This window comes from Ralstonia flaminis (genome assembly GCF_958415495.1).
Classification (GTDB): Bacteria; Pseudomonadota; Gammaproteobacteria; order Burkholderiales; family Burkholderiaceae; genus Ralstonia; species Ralstonia flaminis.
On sequence record NZ_CATZLL010000021.1, the window covers coordinates 25,671 to 44,171 of the forward strand.

Below are 18,501 nucleotides of genomic sequence, written 5' to 3' on the forward strand. Positions count from 1 at the left end.
GGCTGCGCCTGTCTGTGCGAGAAAGGAGGGGTATTACCACGCCAAAACCTCAGAAACCCCCACCGCCGAGGGCTTCCCAACCCCAAAACCTGGGCTATTCTATTTCCCAACAAAATCCGAACACGATTACCTAATTCGGATTATTAAAAACCGCCTAATCCTAAATATCTAAAAAGGCGGTTCCCAAGAAAGAGAACCTTCAAGGGTCAGGCAATGGGGCGTAGGAGAAAGAAACAACCCTCCACGAGCGATGTGCTGCTGGCACTGCCGTGGTGGATGCTGGCGATTGGCTCTGCGGCCAGTTACCTGATCTTCCACAACATCCTCCCGGCGACGTTTGCGGCCAATCCGTTTCTGGGCATCGTCGTGATGATGATTCGCGGGCTGGCGTGGGTGCCCGCGCTGCTGCTCGCCTTCTTCGCGGTGCTGTCGTACCTGCGAGAGCGCAGCCAGCAGGCCGATGCCCGGCTTGGCCCCGCGCGCAACGAACCCGCCATGCGGCCCCGACCAGTGAAAGCGCCGTCCCAGTCCGCACGCAGCACGGCGGGTAGCGATGCACCCAACGCAACGCCTGACGCCACCACGCCCCACCAAGCACCCACGCAGGCAGAAGCCACCCCACCCCAGAGCTGGACCTTGGAGGCCATCAAGTCGCTTGAGTGGAAGCGGTTCGAGCTGCTGTGCGTGCAGTACTACGAGCACATGGGGTTCACAGTGAAGACGGTGCCGCACGGCCCGGACGGCGGCATTGACGCCACGCTGTACAAGGCCGGCGTCGACGCGCCCGTGGCGGTGGTCCAGTGCAAGGCGTGGGGTAAGCCCGTCAAGGTGGAACAGGTGCGGGCGCTGGGCGGCTCCATGCTGGCGCACAAGGTCAAGCGGGGCGTGTTCTGGTCTTTGTCCGGCTATGTCGGGAATCCGGTGCAGGAGTTTTCGGAGAGCGCAGGTATCCAGCTGTTGGATGGTCCGGCCATTCTTGAGCGTATTCGCACGCTGGACGCAGAGAAGCAGGCCGCACTGCTGGCGAAGGTGTTTGAGGGGGATTACCGGACGCCTTCGTGCCCGGCTTGTGGGGTGAAGCTGGTGGCGCGGAATGGGAAGAGTGGGCCGTTTTGGGGGTGTACTAATTTTCGGGCGGGGTGTCGGTATACGTTGCAGATGGGGCGATCCGCATAACCGTTGCTGTCATCAATCGGAAGGGTGGTTTGTGTAGGTCGGTTTAACCACCGCGGCTGTTCTATTAAAAGGAAGAATTATGGCAACAAAACGTACCGCGACAGCAAAGAAAGGCACGCGTGCCGCAACCGGAAAGCAATCGAGGAAGAAATCTGCGAGTCAGAACACACCAAAATCCGTTCGCACTCAAGCCATATCACGCGTTCCAAAAGATTCACTACCGCGCCGCACGCTATTACAAGCTCTCCGAGTGCCAGAGGTAATTCATAAAGTCTATGCGGGAAAATCGGCATCCACGGCTGATATTTGCTCTGCACTGGAGATAGGTGAGAGGTCGCCGAACACTTTCTATCTCTTTTCTGCCGCGGTGGCCTACGGCCTCGTTTCTAAAGAGGAGAACAACTATTCTCTAACAGAAACAGGGCGAAAAATACTGGCGCCTACGTATGATGGAGAGGATAGAGAGGCTATGCTTAAGGCGCTTCTGACACCAACTATATTAAGCCAATTCTATACGGACTATAACGGACACGCTGTGCCTTCTAGTGTTCACTTTCCCAATGTCCTCGAGAATCGATTCTCTGTTCCTCGCGATCGAATCGACGAGACAATTAAGCTAATTCTAGAAAACGCTCGAGATGTCGGAATAATTGTCAACGCACCGGATTCAACGGAGCCTATTGTCAAGCTGCCGGGTACTCCAGCAAGCGTCGGTGCCACCGCAGGCTGGACAGAAGGCATCGCATCAGTCAGTGCGGCTACAGAAGCTCAGCAAGAGGATTGGGATAAGGTCTGCTTTTACATTACCCCAATCGGCGAAGAGGGCACTGAAGTGCGTAGACATGCGGACATGCTTTTGCGCCATCTCGTCGAGCCGGTGATTTCTACCGCAGGTTTAAAGGTAGTCCGTGCGGACAAAATCGAGAAAGCAGGTTTAATCACTCAGCAAATCTACGTGAACTTGGTCAGGGCTCGCCTGTGCATTGCTGACTTATCCTTCAGCAACCCAAATGCGTTCTATGAATTAGGCATACGCCATATGTCAAAGCGTCCAACAGTCCAGATTATTCGTAAAGGTGATCGTATTCCATTTGATGTCTCTCAGGGCAGAACCATCATGGTTGATACTAGTGACGTGTACACGGTGATGGAGCGCATAGAGTCTGCTCGCCGTGAATTGGGGGAGCATGTAAAGCACATTCTTGCTGCCCCTAACGACAGGCCGTCTGAAGACAATCCCGTCGAAACATACTTGCCTGGTCTGAAGGTAAGTTTACCCGCATAGCGGGATGGCGGCACCATGTCTTCCGGAGACTGCGTACGTCATCGCAGTGATTGAACTATTGATATAAGAAGGGCAGTAGACATCGCAATCGCCTATTTTTTAGCTTTGGTCTTGATTCGATACGTCTACAAAACAGTCGGGGACCAGTCGAACCCGTGGCAGGTAGATAAATGCGGGAAAGGAAAGTGTTCAGCTTGGAACTTGCCTCGTAAATGTGGTTCCCGCTAAACTCCTCCCGCTGCGCAAACAACCGCAGCCGAGACTGCAATCTCGACCGAAATGACCGGAAGAAATTCAAGTTTCTACCGCTGCTGTCGTTCGCCCCTACGGGCGGGCCCGGCAGGGAGGGCTTCGGCCCTGCCGTCTTTGTCATTTCGTCGGTATTGCAGACCTTGTCGTGTGCCCGCCCACCCTCACCGGTGGGTGGCTCCCCACTCAATCAGCAGAGGGCAAGACAATGGATCAACCGACCCAAGCCGTACCCACCGCACGCGGGCATCGCCCCGCACGTTCTCTTCTCACCCGCATCGCGCAACACCCTCCCTCCGGAGGCGCCCGATGAGCCTTGAAACCAAGCGCGACTATTTGCAAGGCGCCCTGAGCGGCCGAGATTTTCTGCGCCGCACGCAGGCGGGCCTGAAACTGCATCGCCAGTTCGAGCCCAAGACGCTGCGCTGGGAATACCAACTCCACATCCAAGACAAGCCCGCCGAATATCAGGCCGGGTTTCTGGATGCGATTGGCGCGTACATGCTGACCACGCTGGAGGGCGTGCTGGTCGATCTGTACCGGTGGGAAATCCTGCGCGTGCTGGAACGCGCAAATCAGCAGAAATAAAAGAACAGCAGTGAAGGCGACCCCGAGGACGGGCGGGGTAGCAAGCGCAGTCTCGCGTGCGCCAAGAATCGGTGCGGCCGATAACCGATAACCGATAACCCATAGCTGATAGCCCGGCGTACCCCCGGCCCTTCACAGTGCGGCCCAGCTGGCTTGCCGGGCCGATGCGTTCACGTTGACGTGGCTGAACGCGTTTCCGGGCTGTTTCAAGCGGCCCAAGCCCAAACATCAGGTGCGGTTGATCGACACCCCTCCGTCAACCAGCAGCGCTCCGCCGGTCATGAATGAAGAGGCGCTGGAAGCCATGTAGAGAACCGACTGCGCAAGTTCTTCCGGCGTAGCAATGCGCTTGAGCGCATGCAGCCCCGCCACATGCGCCATTGCTTCGGGCGACGCACTCATGGTGCGCCCCATCGGGGTGTCGACTCCACCAGGGAGGATTGCGTTGACGCGAATGGCCTTGGGCCCAAACTCCGCGGCAAGTGACTGGGTCAACCCGATCAATCCTGACTTGCTGGCAGCGTAGGCGGCCACGCCAGGAAAGCCGACGGTGTACCCAACAAAAGTCGAAGTGAAGATGAGGCTTCCGGCGCCACGAAGCATCATCGCCGGGATCTGATGCTTGGCGCCGAGGAAAGCGCTTGTGAGATTGGTGGCAATCGTGTCGCTCCAACCCGACTCGGAAATTTCTGGCGTGGGCCCCATTTCACCAAGCGTGCCCGCGTTGTTGAAGGCAATGTCCAGACCGCCAAAGCGGTCAACGGCCGTCTGAACAAGGGTCTGCGCATATGTCTCATCTCTGACATCGCCCGCCACGTATGTCGCCGTTCCGCCATGTGCGGTGATGTCGTCCACAAGGCTTTCCAGCTCAGCCTTGCGACGGGCGGCAACTACCACCGCCGCACCCTCGCGTGCGAAAAGCAATGCCGTCGCGCGTCCAATTCCGGAACTGGCACCGGTGATGATGGCGACCTTGTTTGCAAGCACGTTCATTGTCGTTTCTCATGTTCGGATTGATCAGCGGCCAGTCTGATCGCACCTTGACGCGCGGGCATTCCGTTTCTTGCTATTGAATTTGGGCAGGAATTTTCATGGCTAGCGGCTGGCCAGGATTGGCACGTGGTCTTGATGCCCGCCGCTGTTCCGGTGCGGCCGGCCATCTTGTCGAGCGCAGAGGTCCGCCCGTCGAGCAAAAAGCTTCAAGCGCCGAGCTCCAACACGCAAGCACCGAGCAAAAAGACGCGACTGCCGAGCGCAAAGCGCCAAGCGCCGAGTTCGGAGCCTCGATGTGTCCGCGCTAAAAGCCTCAACCGCTGGGCGTTGAGCCCGGAGCGCGGAGCAACAAGCGCCGAACGTCGAGATCAAAGGTCGAACGTCGGAGCGCAGAGCCCCAAGGTTTGAGCAAAAAAGAGTCGAACGCCGGGTTCAGAACCCCAAACGCGACGTTCCGCACACCGTTGGCGTGTCGTGAAGCACGGCACGTGTCGCCAAACAGCCAAAGGTGCGCGGTCAATGCGTCGCGTGCCCCACGCAACACCCGGTCAACCCCGGTACTTGCCGACAAAGTGCTCGCACTTGCCAACGCGCCTCAGGTTGGCCGCCCATTGGTACAGCGCTTCGACAAGGCCTTTGTTCACCGTCACTGGCTGATCATCCACGCGACCAAGCAGTGCCGCTTGCTCCGGATAGGGCTTCTCAAGCAGGAGCCGAATCTGGCCGCCGCCACTCAACGTCAGATAGACCGCTTCCCGTGGCTCGAACTGCGGCGCGAACGTGGCGTGGCGCAAGCCGGCGCCATCCACGGCCTCCGCAAGCTTGGCAATGAGCCCCGCATCTTCGGTGGTGTATTCGCAGCCAGCCTGCTTCAGGCGGTCTTCGTCCATGGTCCTGAGCGGTAACAGGGCGGGGTCGGTCAGGTACAGCGTGGCGGCCGTCGCCTTGTGCATCCGCGTGCTCAGGCCGTCGAGCGCCCAGTAGTCGTGGTTGGCGTTGGCCTTGATAACAGGCTCCGTGCTGGCCAGCTCCGTTGTGGCTTGCGCGAATGCGGCTTGGCTGATGGCGCAAGCGCAGGCCAAGGCCAAAGAGATGATCGTGCGCATCAAGTTTCGCCCCCTCGAAACATGCAATGTTGTTGTGCCGTGGATCTTAGACCGGCGGCGTGGCGGATTGGGTTACGGACTCACAACTTCCCGATCTGCAACCACTGCACGGAGGGGTGTTCTCCGGGCACCGTCTCCGGAAGCACGGTATGCGCCAGTCGCAAACCGCGTGCGGAATTGGCAAGCCACACCACCGCATCCCGAGTCGTGCGGTTGCCGACCACGTAAGCGCGAAACCCAGGGCTGTGCCCCCAATGGAAGAAGCACTGCTGCGCGGGCTCCAGCCCCCAGCCCAGTCCCCACGCAACGTTTGGGTTGGGTGGATTGGTGCCTGACAAGTCCTCCGCGTTGTCACCCTGGCGCACCTGCACCGCGGGCGCAAACCACTGCGCGTAAGAACGGCTGGAGAGTCCCTCCGCATGCAGCACAGCGCGGACAAAGCGCAGGTAGTCCGATGCGGTGGTCAGAAGCGACCACGATGCCTGCGCCGCTTCCACGCGGCGCTTGGGCACGGGTTCGCCCTCCCACTCGTGCCCTTGGGCGTGATTGGCGGCAAAGCGGTCTTGCCATTCCAGGCTTGAGTGCGCCATGCCAAGCGGCGCGAAAACCCGCTCACGGGCAAGCGTCTCCAGCGGGCGCCCTGCTACAGCCTGCATCGCACGCTGTAGCCAGGCGAGTGCGCTGCTGCCATAGCTGAAGCGCTCACCCGGCGCGAAGTAGGTCTGCAAAGGCGCGGCTTCCCGCACGATGTTGGGCAGTCCGCTGGTGTGCGTCAGCACGTGCCGACTGGTGATGTGGTGCGCGCGCGGGTCGTTGGGCACGTACTCGCCGCAGAGGTCCAGCAGCGGTACGTCCAGGTCCAGCAACCCTTCGTCAACCAACTGCAGGGCAATGAAGGAGACCAGTGGCTTGGTAAGTGAGGCGGCCTCGAACACGGTCTGCGCGTCGACTGGGCTAGGGTCGTGCGTGCCTCGAATCCCGAAGCAACGTTCCGTGATGACGTTGCCCGATCGCAGGGTTGCGATCGACACGCCGGGGATGCTGCCGGCAGTCGTCGTTGCTTCAAGCCATGCTTCCAGGGTGGTCATTGCTGAGCCGGGGTTCGTGGGGGTAGGGGCGTTCATTGTCGTTACGCCAGATGTTCTGCAAAGAACGCCGACAGCCGCGCATCGCGAACCATCGTGGCCTCTGCAGACAAGATATGGTCCTCTCCGGGGAATGCCAACAGCTCGGCAACGCGGCCCCCGGTGGCATACCGGTCGGCAAGTCGCCAGCTCATGGCAGAAGACCACATGGTGTCGTTCTCGCCGGCACTGATGAGCAGCGGGCCGGGGTACCGTTCAATCTCAATGGGCTGCGTTGGAAGCAGGGTTTCCGATGTGCCTTTCCAGGTCCAGGCGCGTTGTGCAGGGTCCCACGCTTGCCAGCCTGGATCACCGGGGTCTCGCCATTCTTTAGCGTTGAACGCACCACAGATGACGTCGGGCGCGGCATGCACTGCAACCGCGTCGGGCGGGCGCATCGTGCCGTCGGTGGCCATCAACACCGCGAGCAAGAGTGCATGCTCGGCGCCGCGTGATGCGCCATAGACCCCGACCTTGCCGGTCGTTCTCGGGCGGCTGCGTAATGCATCCAACGCGGCGGCGGTCTTGTCGATGGGCACGTTCTCGATCTGGCCCGCGTTCCAGCCATTGCCTCCCACGCTGTACCCGAACGGCAGTGCCGCAACCCCCCTGGCAGCAAAACCGGCCGCTTGCAGGTGTGCAAAGCCAGACCACGCGCCTTCCGACCCGTGCAGCACCAGCACATGGGGCACGCGGGTATTCCCAGGGGGCTCATAGAGGCGACCAAGCCCGGGGAGGTCCACGATCATGAACGGCTGCGTCACCATGAGATCGCCGGCGTTGTTGGGCGGTTGCAAGTGGGCCTCCCTATCTATTTATTGGATTGAATGAATCGTGACCAATACGCTCGCGCGATTCTGCTGCCAGCTTGTGTCGATGTCATGCCCATCCGGCAGAGCCGGGGGCGTTGGTGCGGTTGTGGCGGGGGGTAAGGGGGCAGGGCTAGGCGCGACTGCAGTGATGCATGCGGACGCGTTGTGAATCCAACGCATCGGGGGGTGACGCTGGGCGCGCGCCCGTGCTAAAAGCGTTGCCATTTCTCACACCGTGTTCCGCACAGGATCAACAAACAGGATGAAGTCAGTCAGCGCATTGTTCGTGGTCGTATTGTTGGCCGGATGCGCCTCCGCTGTCGAGGAGCGCATATCGAACAACTACATGGTGCAAGGGGCCGCAGCTCAAGCACGTGGTGACTGGGATACCGCACGCCGCGCCTATGCCCGCGCAACCGTCAATGCCGATCAGGCTAGGTTGCCTGCCGGCCGCAGAGCGATCCTGCACTACGAGTACGGACGTTCACTCGGCGTGACGTGCTTCTTTGATCAGTCTGAGCATGAACTCAATGCCGCCTATGAGTTCGACAAGCAGGCAGGTCAACCGCTGTATCTGACCTTGGTTGAACTGGCCAGGTTGAGCCTGGATCAGAAGAAGTTCGCGCAGTCTGTGGCGTACTTTGAGCGCGCGTTGCCTGAGCTCGACAAGGACGGGGCTGCCTCCAGCGCACCGGCTGGCTATGCCGATGTTCTGGATGAGTACGCTAAAGCCCTGGCGGGTGCAGGAAATGCCGTCGAATCGAAGATTCAGGTGAATCGCGCGGCAACGCTCCGGGTGGAGAGGCCAAGCAAGCGATCCGTCACAGATCGCACGCCGTACGGCAAGTTTTGTACGCCGGCGTAAGCCGATGATTGAAGCCATGCAACAAGAGAAACACCCATGCGGCGCCACACCACAGTCCTGATTGCCATCTATGCGCTGACCTTGTCGGCGGCGCTTTCCCTGGTTTCGATTGCGACCTACCTCATCGGGTACCAAGGCGAATGGGGCGAGGTGTTTGCCGCCTATCCGGTTCGGCAGCGTTGGCTGTGGCTGGTTGCGTTGCTGTGGTCGCTTGCCGCGTTGGTCTCTGGCGCTGCATTGCTGCGCAGGCGTGCATGGGGGCGCACGCTCTATGTATCGGCCGCGGCTGTTGCCGTGATTGCGTACTTCGTGCTCCAGCCTTGGGTGTTGGCGCTGAGCGCCGTGCCCGTGCTCGCGGGGACAAGTGCAATCTTGCTGAGTCGCTTGGGTACCCGCTATCTGACGGACGTGCCGGATGTGTCTGCGGTGTCTCCCAAGCGCACGCTCCTTGCCATCGCCATCCTGGCGGTATCCGCCATCGTGTTCACCATCAGCTACCAGGGCGTCACGCTGCGGCTTGGGTGGATGCTTGTGGTGTTCCACCGGCCAGGGGCGTCGTTTCTTGCCGCGCTGCTCGGGCTAGTGGTGGGGGCGATCTTGATGCCCAAGGGCAAACGGGCCTGGGCCTTCGGCATGGGGTTGATGGTGTCCGTTGTGATCATGGCTGCCGCTGCCCTGGGGTACCTGCCGTATGCGTCGCCGTTTGTCCGCCTCCTCGGGCCGGGCTACCGCGAGTACGTCATCGACCTCAAGATGATCAACACGATGCAGGTTCTGTTCGGTCTGCTTGGTGTGTGGATGCTCCGCAATAACCGGGTCATCGAACCAAAACAGCCGAAGCCGCCGGAGCCGCCGGAGCCGCTTTCCTGGCCTGACTACCGTTGAGCCCAGCACACGTGTGCTGGCGACATCGTCCATCTGCGGATCACCAACCGAATCTATGCTGAAGCCTCGTTCTTCCTTCATTGTGTCGGGCACGGGCGTGGTTGCTGCCGCCGTGCTGTGCGGTTTGGCCCTGTCTGCCAATGCCGATATGGAAAGCGCCGAGCAGGCGATGCGGCAACAACGCTATGGCCAAGCCGTGGCGGAACTCAAGCCGCTGGCCGAGCACGGAGACGCACGTGCCCAGGCAAGCCTGGGTACGCTGATGATGTATGGCCTGGGCATGCCGCGAGACGACAAGGCCGCGCTTGAGACGTTCACCAAACTGGCGAAAACGAACCCCGTGCTGGGCGACAACGGGCTCGCCGGGTTCTACGTCATGCGCCAACCCGGCCCGGAGGGGTACGCAAAGGCGCTGGCGTTGTACCGCAAGCACGCGCAGGAGGGTGATGCACAGGCGCAGTACGGTCTCGGCACGATGTACTTGTACGGCTATGGTGTGCCGGCGGATTACGGGCAGGCCGCGCGTTGGTACCAGTTGTCTGCAGAGCAGCACAACCCCTGTGCGCTGAACGCGCTCGCTTACCTGTACGACGTTGGGCGGGGGGTACGACCCGATGGGGCCAAGGCCTTGCGCCTGTACCAACAGGCAGCCGATGGTGGGCTCGCTTACGCCACATACAACTTGGGGGCACTCTACGAGACCGGCCGTCACGTGCCAGTCGATCTGCAACGCGCATTCTTGCTGTATCAGAAGGCTGCCGAGCAGGGTGTCGTGTACGCGCAGACCCGCTTGGGCACCATCTACGGAGAAGGGCTTGGCGGTGTCAAGGTGGATGGTGCGAAAGCGTTCGAGTTGCTGCGTAAGGCTGGCGATCTTGGGGACCCAACCGCGTATGCTGAACTCGGCTATCTGACCTACAAGGGCATCGACGGCAAGCCGGATTTCCAAGCGTCAATGCAGTGGTACACCAAGGCAGCGGAAGCCGGCGCACCGGCCGGTGAAGCCGGTATTGGGTTCCTGTATGCAGAAGGCAAAGGGGTTGAAAAAGATGACGCCAAGGCTTTCGCGTGGCACAAGAAGGCGGCCGAACATGGCGACGCGCAAGGGCAGCGGGAGCTGGGACGGTACTACCTGATCGGGCGTGGCGTTGAGAAGGACAGTGCCACCGGCATGCGCTGGCTGCTGAGCGCAGCGGAGCAGGGTGACCTTGATGCGCAGGCAGCGGCCGGTGGTGTGTACCTCGGGGGCAAGTACGCGCCGGCCGACTATGTGGCCGCCATCAAATGGCTGCGTCTGGCGGCGATTGCCGGCCACGCCAAGGCGCAGTACAGCCTTGGTTCAGCGTACTACGACGGTAAAGGCGTCAGGCGCGATCCGTTCCGTGGCTTCTTATGGCAGGCCATCTCGGCTGAACGCGGGTACGAGTTCGCCAAGCAGCATTACCTGGACGGTGAGCTCGGCCTCTCGTACGACCAGCGTATGCGGGTCAGCCACATCACACGGACATGGCAAGTGGGGCAGGACCTGCCGGTCGAGGCAGAACCGCCGGGCTATGTCGGGCTAGGTGTCTTTAATCTGAATGCCCCATTTGCACCAGGGATGTGAGTCAAATCATGTACTCGATTGATCTGGGCACGCTGAAGCTCGAATTTGAGTCGGCATTGATCATGGTGCCGCGTGATGGCGTTACTTATGATTGGCTGAACAATGACTGGGTCGATACACAACAACAGATCGAGATCGAGCAAAGCGATGGCTCAGCGACGGTCACTGGCTTGACGAAGAGCTTTCCGCCGAGGGACCCCTATCTGGTCAGGATTGTGACGCCGCTGATCAACACGGAGCAGGGTGTCATCGAGTATTTGCAGAGCCAGCCGATCAGGTCGGAGTTGGTGACGAGCGATGCTCTGCGGTCGGCGACTAAATCGCAGGACTTTCAATGGGGCAAACTGCTTTCATTGGATTGGACCGCGTTGGGCTATGCGCCGGGTGGTACTGAGTACTGTCTGCTGCCCGCCGGTGGACCCGCAATTTCGGTCGGCCTCTTGCGGTTGGATTGGGCGACGGTGCGTGTGATCGCGGCGCATTGATGGAGTGCGGTGCACTTCGGCAGGCCCTGTGAGGCGGGCTCGACGGCCCTACACCGCCACCACCCCCCGCCCCAACTGCGCAGGCACCGGCACCACAACCACCCGGTTGCCTCCATCCGCCTTGGCCATCTGCAGCGCGCTCTCTGCCACCTTGGTGAACGCTTGCGGCGCCACGCCTTCCTGCGCCCATCCGCTCGCCACCCCCACGCTCACGGTCACGTGGTCTGCCACGCTGGAGCTTGCGTGCGGTATGGCCAGCGCGGCCACGGCGTCGCACAGGCGCTGCGCAATCTTGGCTGCCGTGGCCATGTCGATGTTCGGCAGCAGCACGGCAAACGCATCGCCGTTGTAGCGGGTGACCACGTTGCTGTCGCGCTGCATCTGTTTGGTCAGGCATTGCGCAACGGCGGTCAGGCACTGGTCGCCCAGGATCGGGCCGTAGCACTCGTTGTAGTCTTTGAAGAGGTCGATATCGACAGCCAGCAATGACAGCGGTGCCTCCCAATGCGCACCGTGCCGCCAGGCTTCGTTCATGGCAGTCTCAAAGGCCCGGCGGTTGGGGATACCGGTCATCGGGTCGGTGGCGGCCAGGCGTTTGAGTTCTGCGCGGGCGGCAGCCAGGCGCGAGTGCAGGACGCTGTTTTCGATCAGCAGCAGCAAGAGGACAAAGCTTGCGCCCAGTAGCCCGAATGCGCGCCCGACATAGAAGCCGAGGTCGTAGCGCCCGGCGTTGAACACGGCGCTGAGGGCGACATCGCAAATCCAGACGCACAGCACCACCAGCAGCCAGATGTCGAGGGTCAGGTGTGGCTTGCTACGCCACAGCACGATCAGGGCCACCATGCAGCACAGCCACGTTGTGCCGGCCACCACGGTTTGTGCGGGTCCATAACGATTGCCCACCATAAAGGCCGGTAGCAGATGTTCGCCCGCCGTGGCCAACGCCACGCATGCGGCGGATGCCCCCAGCACAGCAGCTACGACGAGCAACACTGTGCCGCGCGCGAGCGGGGCTTCGATATACCGATCAGGCTCCCGGTCTTCACGCACCTTCAGCACGGCATACACCATCACAAACAACGGAAAGCCCACATGCCAGAACATGTAGATCCAGGCGGTGCTTTGCGGCCCCGCGCCCAGCAGCCCGTCGTGCGAAAACAGCCCGGGGAACGACAGCAGGTGCCCGATGGCAGTGGTTGCCGTGAATAGATAGCCGCTGGCCAGCGCCAGCATGGCGCGTGAACGTGTGATGGCAAATTGCCCGAACAGCAGGGCGGCCGTAATCAGGTCATTGAGAATGAGTGCTGATTCGTACGTGGGGATGAACGAGGGGAGCGGTGCCAATTGCACCTTGGCAAATGGCAATGCCGAGATGAGGACCACCAGTGACAGCAACGCCACCGCCTGTGCCGCCAGATAGGTCCTGCGCCCCGGAGACAGGCTCAGCAACAAGCCCGGCTGCACTTCAAGATGTCCCGATCTCAAAATGGCCCCCTTGTAGCGGTGACTGCGTCACTCGTCTTATTGCATCGCGCGGCTGTTGTCGTGCGGGGTGTCTGTGTCCGCCAAAGGCCTTGCGTGCCATCGATGCCTACCCATCGTTGATAGTCACGAGGGGGGCCGATGTCAAAGCCCAATGATGCGCACCCGCCCAGCGCACGCGGCGGGGGTAAGATGCGTCGCACCCGCGCCACACATGCCCAGCCCGCCCGGAGTCGCCCATCTTGAGCCGCGCCCAACACCCTCTGCAGGGGATTGCTTTTCTGATTGCAGCGGTCGCGTTCTTTGCCGCGTTTGACACGCTCACTAAATATGTCAGCACCACCGTGCCGGTGGCCATGGCGCTCTGGTTCCGCTACCTGTTCCAAACGGTCACGACAGGCGTGACGCTGTTGCCCAGCCGCGGGCGCGCATTGCTGCGTACACGCCGGCCATGGCTGCAGGTGCTGCGCGGGGTGCTGTTGCTGTCGGTCAGCCTGTTTGCGTTTTTGAGCCTGCGGCAGATGCCGGTGGGCGAGGTGACGGCCATCGTGATGCTGACGCCGCTGGTGATTACCCTGGTGGCGGCCATGCTGCTGGGCGAGCAGGTCTCCGCCATGCGCTGGGTGTTCATGGCGGGTGGGTTTCTCGGCGCGATGATGGTGCTCCGGCCCGGCGGCGGCACCTTTGGCTGGAGCCTGCTGCTGCCCCTGGGGTTGGTGGCTGCCAATGCCGCCTTCCAGATTGTCACCAGCCGGTTGGCCAACGTGGACGAGGCAGGCACCACCCACTTCTATACGGGCGCCGTCGGTACGCTGTTCCTGACCTTTGCGCTGCCCTTCGGCTGGCAGGCGCTGGAGTGGACGTGGTGGCTGCTGCTGATCCTGATGGGCGTTGTCAGCTCGGCAGGCCATGCCTTGCTCATCCTGGCGTACACCCGCGCGCCGGTGGCAATGCTCACGCCTTACCTGTACATGCAGATCGGCTTTGCCATGATTGGCGGCTGGCTGGTCTTCTCGCACGTGCCGGATGGCTGGTCGGTGGCAGGCATTCTGGCCATTGCGATGTGCGGGGCGGCGGGCACATGGGCGGCGGCACGCGAGCGGCGCCTGGCGATGGTGCTGTCGCCATCCGCGTCGCGCGGCTAGTGCCCGCGCATATGCGAATGACGCATATGCACATGCACGGTCACGGGATGCCCATATAGCCAATTGATTGTTCGCGCCCACGGGGCACGTGACTATCCTTGCCGCTTTCGTCAAGGATCACCATGTTGTCTCACGCATTGCCGATCGTTCCGCGCGCGCTTGCCGCGCTGCTATTGCCCTTGTCGATGGCGGTGGCTACACCGGCACTGGCCCAGAGCCCGACGCCCGTTCTCGACCAGATCCGCCAGTCCGGCACCATCACCCTGGGTTACCGCGAAGGCGCGGTGCCGTTCTCGTTTTCTGACGCCAAGGGCCAGCCCGCCGGCTATGCGGTGGACCTGTGCCTGCGCGTGGCCGAAGCGGCGCAGCGCCGCCTCAATCTGCCGGAACTCAAAGTACGCTGGTTGCCGCTGACCGCGCAGAGCCGCGTGCCGGCAGTGGTCAATGGCCTGGTCGCCATTGATTGCGCGCCCAACACCATTACGGCCGAGCGCAAGAAGCAGGTGGATTTCAGCCTGGCGTACTACGTTTCGGCAGTGCGCATGCTGGTGCGTACGGATTCGGGCATCCAGTCGTTTGACGACATGCGCGGCAAGACCGTGGTGACCAGTGCCGGCTCCACCAGTGATCGCCACGTGCGTCGTCTCAAGGATCAGTACGGCTATCGCGAGGTCTACGCCAAGGACCACGTTGAATCGTTCCTGATGCTCGACACGGGGCGTGCGCAGGCGTTCGTGCTCGACGATGTGGTGCTCTACGGCCTGCGCGCCAACGCAAAGACGCCGGCGCAGTACGAGGTGGTCGGCCCCACCCTGTCGGTGGAGCGGAACGCGCTGATGCTGTCCAGGGCCGATGCGCAATGGAAGGCACTGGTCGACCAGACGCTGGCCGCGCTGTTCGCGGGCCTGGACGTGCTTGCACTGCAGAAGCGCTGGTTCCAGCAGCCGATTGGTGCGCGCGGCATTGTTCTGGGTCTGACGCCGTCGCCGGAGGTGCTGGCGGCCTGGAAGCATCCGTCGGACGAGGCCGTTGAGTGACCACGATTGCCGCAACAGCCTCCGTGTTGCCGGATTGGAGCGATGTGCAAGTCGCCAGCGCCCGCCTGGCGGGTCAGGCGCTGCGCACGCCGGTGCTGCGCTCCCCCGAGATGGATGCCTGGGTCGGGGCGCAGGTCTACTTCAAGTGCGAGAACCTGCAGCGCACCGGGGCGTTCAAGTTTCGTGGCGCGTTCAACGCGCTGGCGCGCTTTGATGCCGGGCAGCGCAAGCGTGGCGCGGTGGCGTTTTCAGGTGGCAACCATGCGCTGGGCATGGCCCTGGCCGGGCAGATTCTCGGCATTCCGGTCACCGTGGTCATGCCGCACGATGCCCAGGCCAGCAAGGTGGATGCAGCACGGCGTTGCGGCGCGCACATCGTTTTCTACGACCGGCGGACCGATGATCGCGAAGCCATCACGCGCGAATTGTCAGAAGCGCATGGTCTGACGCTCATTCCGCCCTATGACCATGCGGACGTCATTGCTGGCCAGGCAACCGTCACGCGCGAGCTGATCGAAGAGGTCGGGCCGCTGGATGCCATCTTTGCCAGCCAGGGCGGTGGTGGGCTGCTTGGCGGCGCAACGCTGGTGACCGCAGCGCTGGCGCCGGGCTGCAAGGTGTATGGGGCGGAACCGGTTACGGGCAACCACGGCCGGCAGTCATTGCAAGCCGGCCGCATCGTGCATATCGACCCGCCAGAGACGATTGCGGACGGTGCGCGCGCACAGCATCTGGGCGCGCTGACGTTCGCGCTGTTGCAGCGCGGTGTGACAGAGATCGTTCCGGTGGAAGACGCGATGCTGGTGGCGTGCATGCGCCGCTTTGCGCAGGCCATGAAGCTGGTGGTGGAGCCGACAGCCTGCCTTGGCCTGGCCGCCGCACGCTACGGCGGATTGCCCATCAAGGGGGCGCGCATCGGCGTGATCGTGACGGGCGGCAACATTGATTTGCCGCGTTACCTCGGTCTGCTGCAGGAAACTTAGGCACTGCAGCTACGTCAGGCGATGCAGGACAGCCGCTCCCGCATGGTGTGCAGGATGTTCCGCCAATGTGAGTAGATCAAGAAGTGGCCGCCATCCTCCACTTCGTGCAGCTGTGCCCCCGGAATGCGCCGGACCAGCGCGCGTGCTGCGTTGATGGACACGTGCCAATCCAGTGCGCCGTGAAAGAACTCAACCGGCATCGCAAAGCGGTGGCCGTCGACCTGCCAGCCATGCACGTTCAGTAGCGTCTCGATCACGAAGTGCTGGCCGCCGTGTTTGACGCCGGCCAGCAGCTCCTGCGCGTAGTTCTCGCGAAACGCGGCTTGCCGAAAGACTTGCTGGTCCACTTCCGGCATGGCTTTCAGGATGGATTCGATATAGCGGTAGACATCCTTGCGAATGCTGCGCACCACCACATGCAGCAGCGGCGGCAGCAGGTTCGGCATGTAGCGCGCCACCATGAGCGCCATGCGAAAGTGCGCCGAGTAGGCCTTGATGTCGTCCACGCGTTCGATTGGGGGCGTGGCCGCCACAATGAACATGGCGCTCACGCGTTCAGGCATCGCCTGTGCGGTGGCAAATGCGTAGGGCATGCCGGCGGAGTACCCCAGCACGGCAAAGCGATCAAGCTTGAGGTGATTGGCCAGCGCCCGTACGTCAGCCGGCCAGTCGGCCACCTTGCGCCCGGGCATCGGGTCGGAGTCGCCGGTGCCCGGGCGCTCGGGAATGATGAGGCGGATCGATGCCTCCCGCAGCAACGCATCGTCCGGATGCCGCAAGTGCCGCGAGCAAGACAAGCCGTGCATCTGGATCACGGGCAGCCCATCCGGGTCCCCGCTGTCTGACCACGCCAGCGCGCGGCCATCGGGCAGGACCATGCGGCCGTCTCCTGCAGAGGTGCGGGGCGCGGGTGTGGCGTGTTTGCCCAGCGGCAAGCGGTTGGGTTGGCCGCCGCCCTGGTCGAGCCACAGCGGTGTTGACCAGATCGCCTGCACCAACTCCGGCTGGCGGCGTACACCCACCTTGGCAAAGATGGCCTTCAGCTGCGTCTTTGCGGTGTTGGTGGTGGTGCCCAGATCCTGCGCGGATTCCTCCAGCGTCAGCCCGCGCACCAGCCGCTGGGCAAGCCGCGCTTCTGCGGCGGTCAGGCCGAACAGTTCGCGCAGGCCACCCTCCGGCACCAGCGGCACATCGGCGCTTGCCACCCACAGCATCGCCAGCGGGGTGGTCTCGTTGGTCGGCTGCAGCTTGCTTACGAGTACAGACAGCGGCCCAGCAGCCTGCTCCAGGCGGAACGCCGTGCGGGTGCCTGGGTGCGCAGTGGCCGAGGTCACTTCGCGCAGCGCATCTTCCAGCAGTTTTCTTGGGCGGGATTCCATGCGCCCGGCAACGAGCACCAGACCGTCGTTGTTGTCCAGGATGAGCCGCAGCGCGCGGTTCATGCTGACCACGGCGCCGGTGTTTTCCACCAGCGCCACACCCACCGGCAGGCGGTCCAATACGGAGTCACTGATCTGGCGATGCGTTTCTGCGTCGGCCTGGGTCTGGCGCATGTCCCACGCGCGCACGAAATGCGGCGCGAGCAGTTGGAACACCTGCTGTTCCGCCGCGCTGGCAGTGCTTGGCAGCGGGCTGCTGGTGTCGCCAAACCAGCTGGCGACGATGGCGTCGGTCTCTGCGGTCGAGACCAGCCGTGCGTCCTGCGCGCCGGCCTGCATCAGGAAGTCGGCCATGGCCTGCAGCAGGCTGGGCCATAGGTCGTCGTCGCTGGCGGCGCCGTAGATCAGGCCAATGAGCCTGGAGAGCGTTTCCGCCGGAATGTCCACTGTCTCGCGCATCGGCGCCTCCTGCGTGGCATGACCTGAACCGAGCAATACCGGGGCCGATCATGACACGGCCCAGGCAGGCAACGCATACCCCGAACGGGTGATGCATCTCGATCGCGCACCATCCACCATGAGCCTCGACGGAATGCACAGGAATGCACGACTGGGTCTGGGGAGGCCACATGACGGATCTGCTGAGGGGCGGTGCCACGCCCAGCTCTCACGCGCTGCCGCGCAGTGGTTGGCCGATGCCCGCGGCGTGGGGCGATTCGCCCGTCACGCACATGCTCCGTCTGCTGGAAGACGCGTTTTCTGCGATGGATGAGGCGGTGCTGCTGTTGTCGGAAGGCGGCGCGGTCGTGCATGCATCCGCATTGGCCAGGGCACTGCTCGACAACCGGTGTGGCCTGCGGGTTCGGCACGACAGGCTCTGGCACCCGAGCCAATCCGTGCTGGATCACCTGGCCAAGGTGATGGCGACCACCTTGCACACCGGATGTCGCGCAAAGATGACGGTTTCGCTTGCCTGGGGCGAGACCCTGAGCCTGGACATGGCCCCCGCCAATCCGCAACTGTTTCCGTCGGACGCGGCGCTCGTGTTCGTGCGGATGCGCCGCAACAGCGCGCGCAAGCAGGCCGATGCCGACAACCTGATCACCGCGTTCCAGATCACGAAAACCGAGGCGAAGGTGCTGGCAGGGCTGGTGGCGGGTTTGGCACCGTCAGAATTTGCTGCACAGAACGGCGTGTCGGAGCACACCGTGCGATCACACATCACCAGCATGAAGGGGAAGATGCACTGCAACCGGATCGTGGATCTGGTGAAGCTGGCGGTGCTGGCGTAGCGCAGAGGT

The 18,501-nt window shown here is 62.4% G+C and carries 17 protein-coding genes; 11 read left to right on the forward strand and 6 right to left on the reverse strand.

The window, feature by feature from the left end:
* Positions 1 to 252 precede the first annotated feature (252 nt).
* From R2N11_RS24555 to R2N11_RS24565, 3 genes are all read left to right on the forward strand, one after another.
* The gene (locus R2N11_RS24555; RefSeq protein ID WP_430715473.1) at positions 253 to 1,176 is read left to right on the forward strand and encodes a restriction endonuclease; all 924 of its coding nucleotides are present in this window, start codon (positions 253 to 255) and stop codon (positions 1,174 to 1,176) included.
* 79 nt (positions 1,177 to 1,255) lie between these two features.
* The gene (locus R2N11_RS24560; protein WP_316682718.1) at positions 1,256 to 2,461 is read left to right on the forward strand and encodes a hypothetical protein; all 1,206 of its coding nucleotides are present in this window, start codon (positions 1,256 to 1,258) and stop codon (positions 2,459 to 2,461) included.
* 558 nt (positions 2,462 to 3,019) lie between these two features.
* A complete protein-coding gene (locus R2N11_RS24565) occupies positions 3,020 to 3,298 on the forward strand; it encodes a hypothetical protein (RefSeq protein WP_169341309.1) in 279 nt (92 codons plus the stop codon).
* A 228-nt stretch (positions 3,299 to 3,526) separates the two neighbouring features.
* On the opposite strand, the gene R2N11_RS24570 is transcribed toward R2N11_RS24565, so the two are convergent.
* From R2N11_RS24570 to R2N11_RS24585, 4 genes are all read right to left on the reverse strand, one after another.
* Positions 3,527 to 4,291, reverse strand: a complete 765-nt coding sequence (locus R2N11_RS24570) for an SDR family oxidoreductase (RefSeq protein WP_316682719.1) — start codon at positions 4,289 to 4,291, stop codon at positions 3,527 to 3,529.
* A 548-nt stretch (positions 4,292 to 4,839) separates the two neighbouring features.
* On the reverse strand, positions 4,840 to 5,397 hold the full coding sequence (locus R2N11_RS24575) for a hypothetical protein (protein ID WP_316682720.1): 558 nt from the start codon (positions 5,395 to 5,397) through the stop codon (positions 4,840 to 4,842).
* Positions 5,398 to 5,477: 80 nt separating this feature from the next.
* Positions 5,478 to 6,485 (reverse strand): serine hydrolase domain-containing protein, encoded by a 1,008-nt coding sequence (locus tag R2N11_RS24580; protein ID WP_316682721.1) that lies wholly within the window; start codon positions 6,483 to 6,485, stop codon positions 5,478 to 5,480.
* Between the two features lie 41 nt (positions 6,486 to 6,526).
* A complete protein-coding gene (locus tag R2N11_RS24585) occupies positions 6,527 to 7,288 on the reverse strand; it encodes an alpha/beta hydrolase family protein (RefSeq protein WP_316682722.1) in 762 nt (253 codons plus the stop codon).
* A 307-nt stretch (positions 7,289 to 7,595) separates the two neighbouring features.
* On the opposite strand from R2N11_RS24585, the gene R2N11_RS24590 reads away from it, so the two are divergent.
* The 4 genes from R2N11_RS24590 to R2N11_RS24605 are packed head-to-tail and all read left to right on the forward strand — an operon-like array spanning position 7,596 to position 11,174.
* Positions 7,596 to 8,198 carry a tetratricopeptide repeat protein gene (locus R2N11_RS24590; RefSeq protein WP_316682723.1) on the forward strand — a complete coding sequence of 201 codons (603 nt, stop codon included), beginning with the start codon at positions 7,596 to 7,598 and terminating at the stop codon, positions 8,196 to 8,198.
* Between the two features lie 36 nt (positions 8,199 to 8,234).
* Positions 8,235 to 9,083 (forward strand): hypothetical protein, encoded by an 849-nt coding sequence (locus tag R2N11_RS24595; protein ID WP_316682724.1) that lies wholly within the window; start codon positions 8,235 to 8,237, stop codon positions 9,081 to 9,083.
* Between the two features lie 55 nt (positions 9,084 to 9,138).
* Complete coding sequence (locus R2N11_RS24600) at positions 9,139 to 10,689, forward strand: tetratricopeptide repeat protein (RefSeq protein ID WP_316682725.1); 1,551 nt, start codon at positions 9,139 to 9,141, stop codon at positions 10,687 to 10,689.
* An 8-nt stretch (positions 10,690 to 10,697) separates the two neighbouring features.
* Positions 10,698 to 11,174: a hypothetical protein gene (locus R2N11_RS24605; RefSeq protein ID WP_316682726.1), complete on the forward strand. Its 477-nt coding sequence runs from the start codon at positions 10,698 to 10,700 to the stop codon at positions 11,172 to 11,174.
* Positions 11,175 to 11,222: 48 nt separating this feature from the next.
* Here the strand turns inward: R2N11_RS24605 and R2N11_RS24610 are convergent, their stop codons facing one another.
* A complete protein-coding gene (locus R2N11_RS24610; RefSeq protein WP_316682727.1) occupies positions 11,223 to 12,626 on the reverse strand; it encodes a sensor domain-containing diguanylate cyclase in 1,404 nt (467 codons plus the stop codon).
* A 272-nt stretch (positions 12,627 to 12,898) separates the two neighbouring features.
* Here R2N11_RS24610 and R2N11_RS24615 point away from each other — a divergent pair, with 272 nt between their 5' ends.
* The 3 genes from R2N11_RS24615 to R2N11_RS24625 all read left to right on the forward strand — a co-directional run bounded on the left by R2N11_RS24615 (position 12,899) and on the right by R2N11_RS24625 (position 15,821).
* The gene (locus R2N11_RS24615; RefSeq protein ID WP_316682728.1) at positions 12,899 to 13,801 is read left to right on the forward strand and encodes a DMT family transporter; all 903 of its coding nucleotides are present in this window, start codon (positions 12,899 to 12,901) and stop codon (positions 13,799 to 13,801) included.
* 185 nt (positions 13,802 to 13,986) lie between these two features.
* Positions 13,987 to 14,838 carry an amino acid ABC transporter substrate-binding protein gene (locus R2N11_RS24620; RefSeq protein WP_233176737.1) on the forward strand — a complete coding sequence of 284 codons (852 nt, stop codon included), beginning with the start codon at positions 13,987 to 13,989 and terminating at the stop codon, positions 14,836 to 14,838.
* 5 nt (positions 14,839 to 14,843) lie between these two features.
* The gene (locus R2N11_RS24625; RefSeq protein WP_430715474.1) at positions 14,844 to 15,821 is read left to right on the forward strand and encodes a pyridoxal-phosphate dependent enzyme; all 978 of its coding nucleotides are present in this window, start codon (positions 14,844 to 14,846) and stop codon (positions 15,819 to 15,821) included.
* Between the two features lie 14 nt (positions 15,822 to 15,835).
* On the opposite strand, the gene R2N11_RS24630 is transcribed toward R2N11_RS24625, so the two are convergent.
* The gene (locus tag R2N11_RS24630) at positions 15,836 to 17,659 is read right to left on the reverse strand and encodes a bifunctional helix-turn-helix transcriptional regulator/alpha/beta hydrolase (protein WP_316682730.1); all 1,824 of its coding nucleotides are present in this window, start codon (positions 17,657 to 17,659) and stop codon (positions 15,836 to 15,838) included.
* A 170-nt stretch (positions 17,660 to 17,829) separates the two neighbouring features.
* Here R2N11_RS24630 and R2N11_RS24635 point away from each other — a divergent pair, with 170 nt between their 5' ends.
* Positions 17,830 to 18,492 carry a helix-turn-helix transcriptional regulator gene (locus R2N11_RS24635; protein WP_316682731.1) on the forward strand — a complete coding sequence of 221 codons (663 nt, stop codon included), beginning with the start codon at positions 17,830 to 17,832 and terminating at the stop codon, positions 18,490 to 18,492.
* Positions 18,493 to 18,501 lie beyond the last annotated feature (9 nt).

What these genes read in the sequence shown, in the direction of transcription:
- R2N11_RS24565 (WP_169341309.1), top strand. Translation starts at nt 3,020, where the DNA reads ATGAGCCTTGAAACCAAGCGCGACTATTTGCAAGGCGCCCTGAGCGGC.
- R2N11_RS24595 (WP_316682724.1), top strand. Translation starts at nt 8,235, where the DNA reads ATGCGGCGCCACACCACAGTCCTGATTGCCATCTATGCGCTGACCTTG.
- R2N11_RS24635 (WP_316682731.1), top strand. Translation starts at nt 17,830, where the DNA reads ATGACGGATCTGCTGAGGGGCGGTGCCACGCCCAGCTCTCACGCGCTG.
- R2N11_RS24605 (WP_316682726.1), top strand. Translation starts at nt 10,698, where the DNA reads ATGTACTCGATTGATCTGGGCACGCTGAAGCTCGAATTTGAGTCGGCA.
- R2N11_RS24570 (WP_316682719.1), bottom strand. Translation starts at nt 4,291, where the DNA reads ATGAACGTGCTTGCAAACAAGGTCGCCATCATCACCGGTGCCAGTTCC.
- R2N11_RS24585 (WP_316682722.1), bottom strand. Translation starts at nt 7,288, where the DNA reads ATGGTGACGCAGCCGTTCATGATCGTGGACCTCCCCGGGCTTGGTCGC.
- R2N11_RS24620 (WP_233176737.1), top strand. Translation starts at nt 13,987, where the DNA reads ATGGCGGTGGCTACACCGGCACTGGCCCAGAGCCCGACGCCCGTTCTC.
- R2N11_RS24580 (WP_316682721.1), bottom strand. Translation starts at nt 6,485, where the DNA reads ATGACCACCCTGGAAGCATGGCTTGAAGCAACGACGACTGCCGGCAGC.
- R2N11_RS24600 (WP_316682725.1), top strand. Translation starts at nt 9,139, where the DNA reads ATGCTGAAGCCTCGTTCTTCCTTCATTGTGTCGGGCACGGGCGTGGTT.
- R2N11_RS24560 (WP_316682718.1), top strand. Translation starts at nt 1,256, where the DNA reads ATGGCAACAAAACGTACCGCGACAGCAAAGAAAGGCACGCGTGCCGCA.
- R2N11_RS24630 (WP_316682730.1), bottom strand. Translation starts at nt 17,659, where the DNA reads ATGCGCGAGACAGTGGACATTCCGGCGGAAACGCTCTCCAGGCTCATT.
- R2N11_RS24575 (WP_316682720.1), bottom strand. Translation starts at nt 5,397, where the DNA reads ATGCGCACGATCATCTCTTTGGCCTTGGCCTGCGCTTGCGCCATCAGC.
- R2N11_RS24590 (WP_316682723.1), top strand. Translation starts at nt 7,596, where the DNA reads ATGAAGTCAGTCAGCGCATTGTTCGTGGTCGTATTGTTGGCCGGATGC.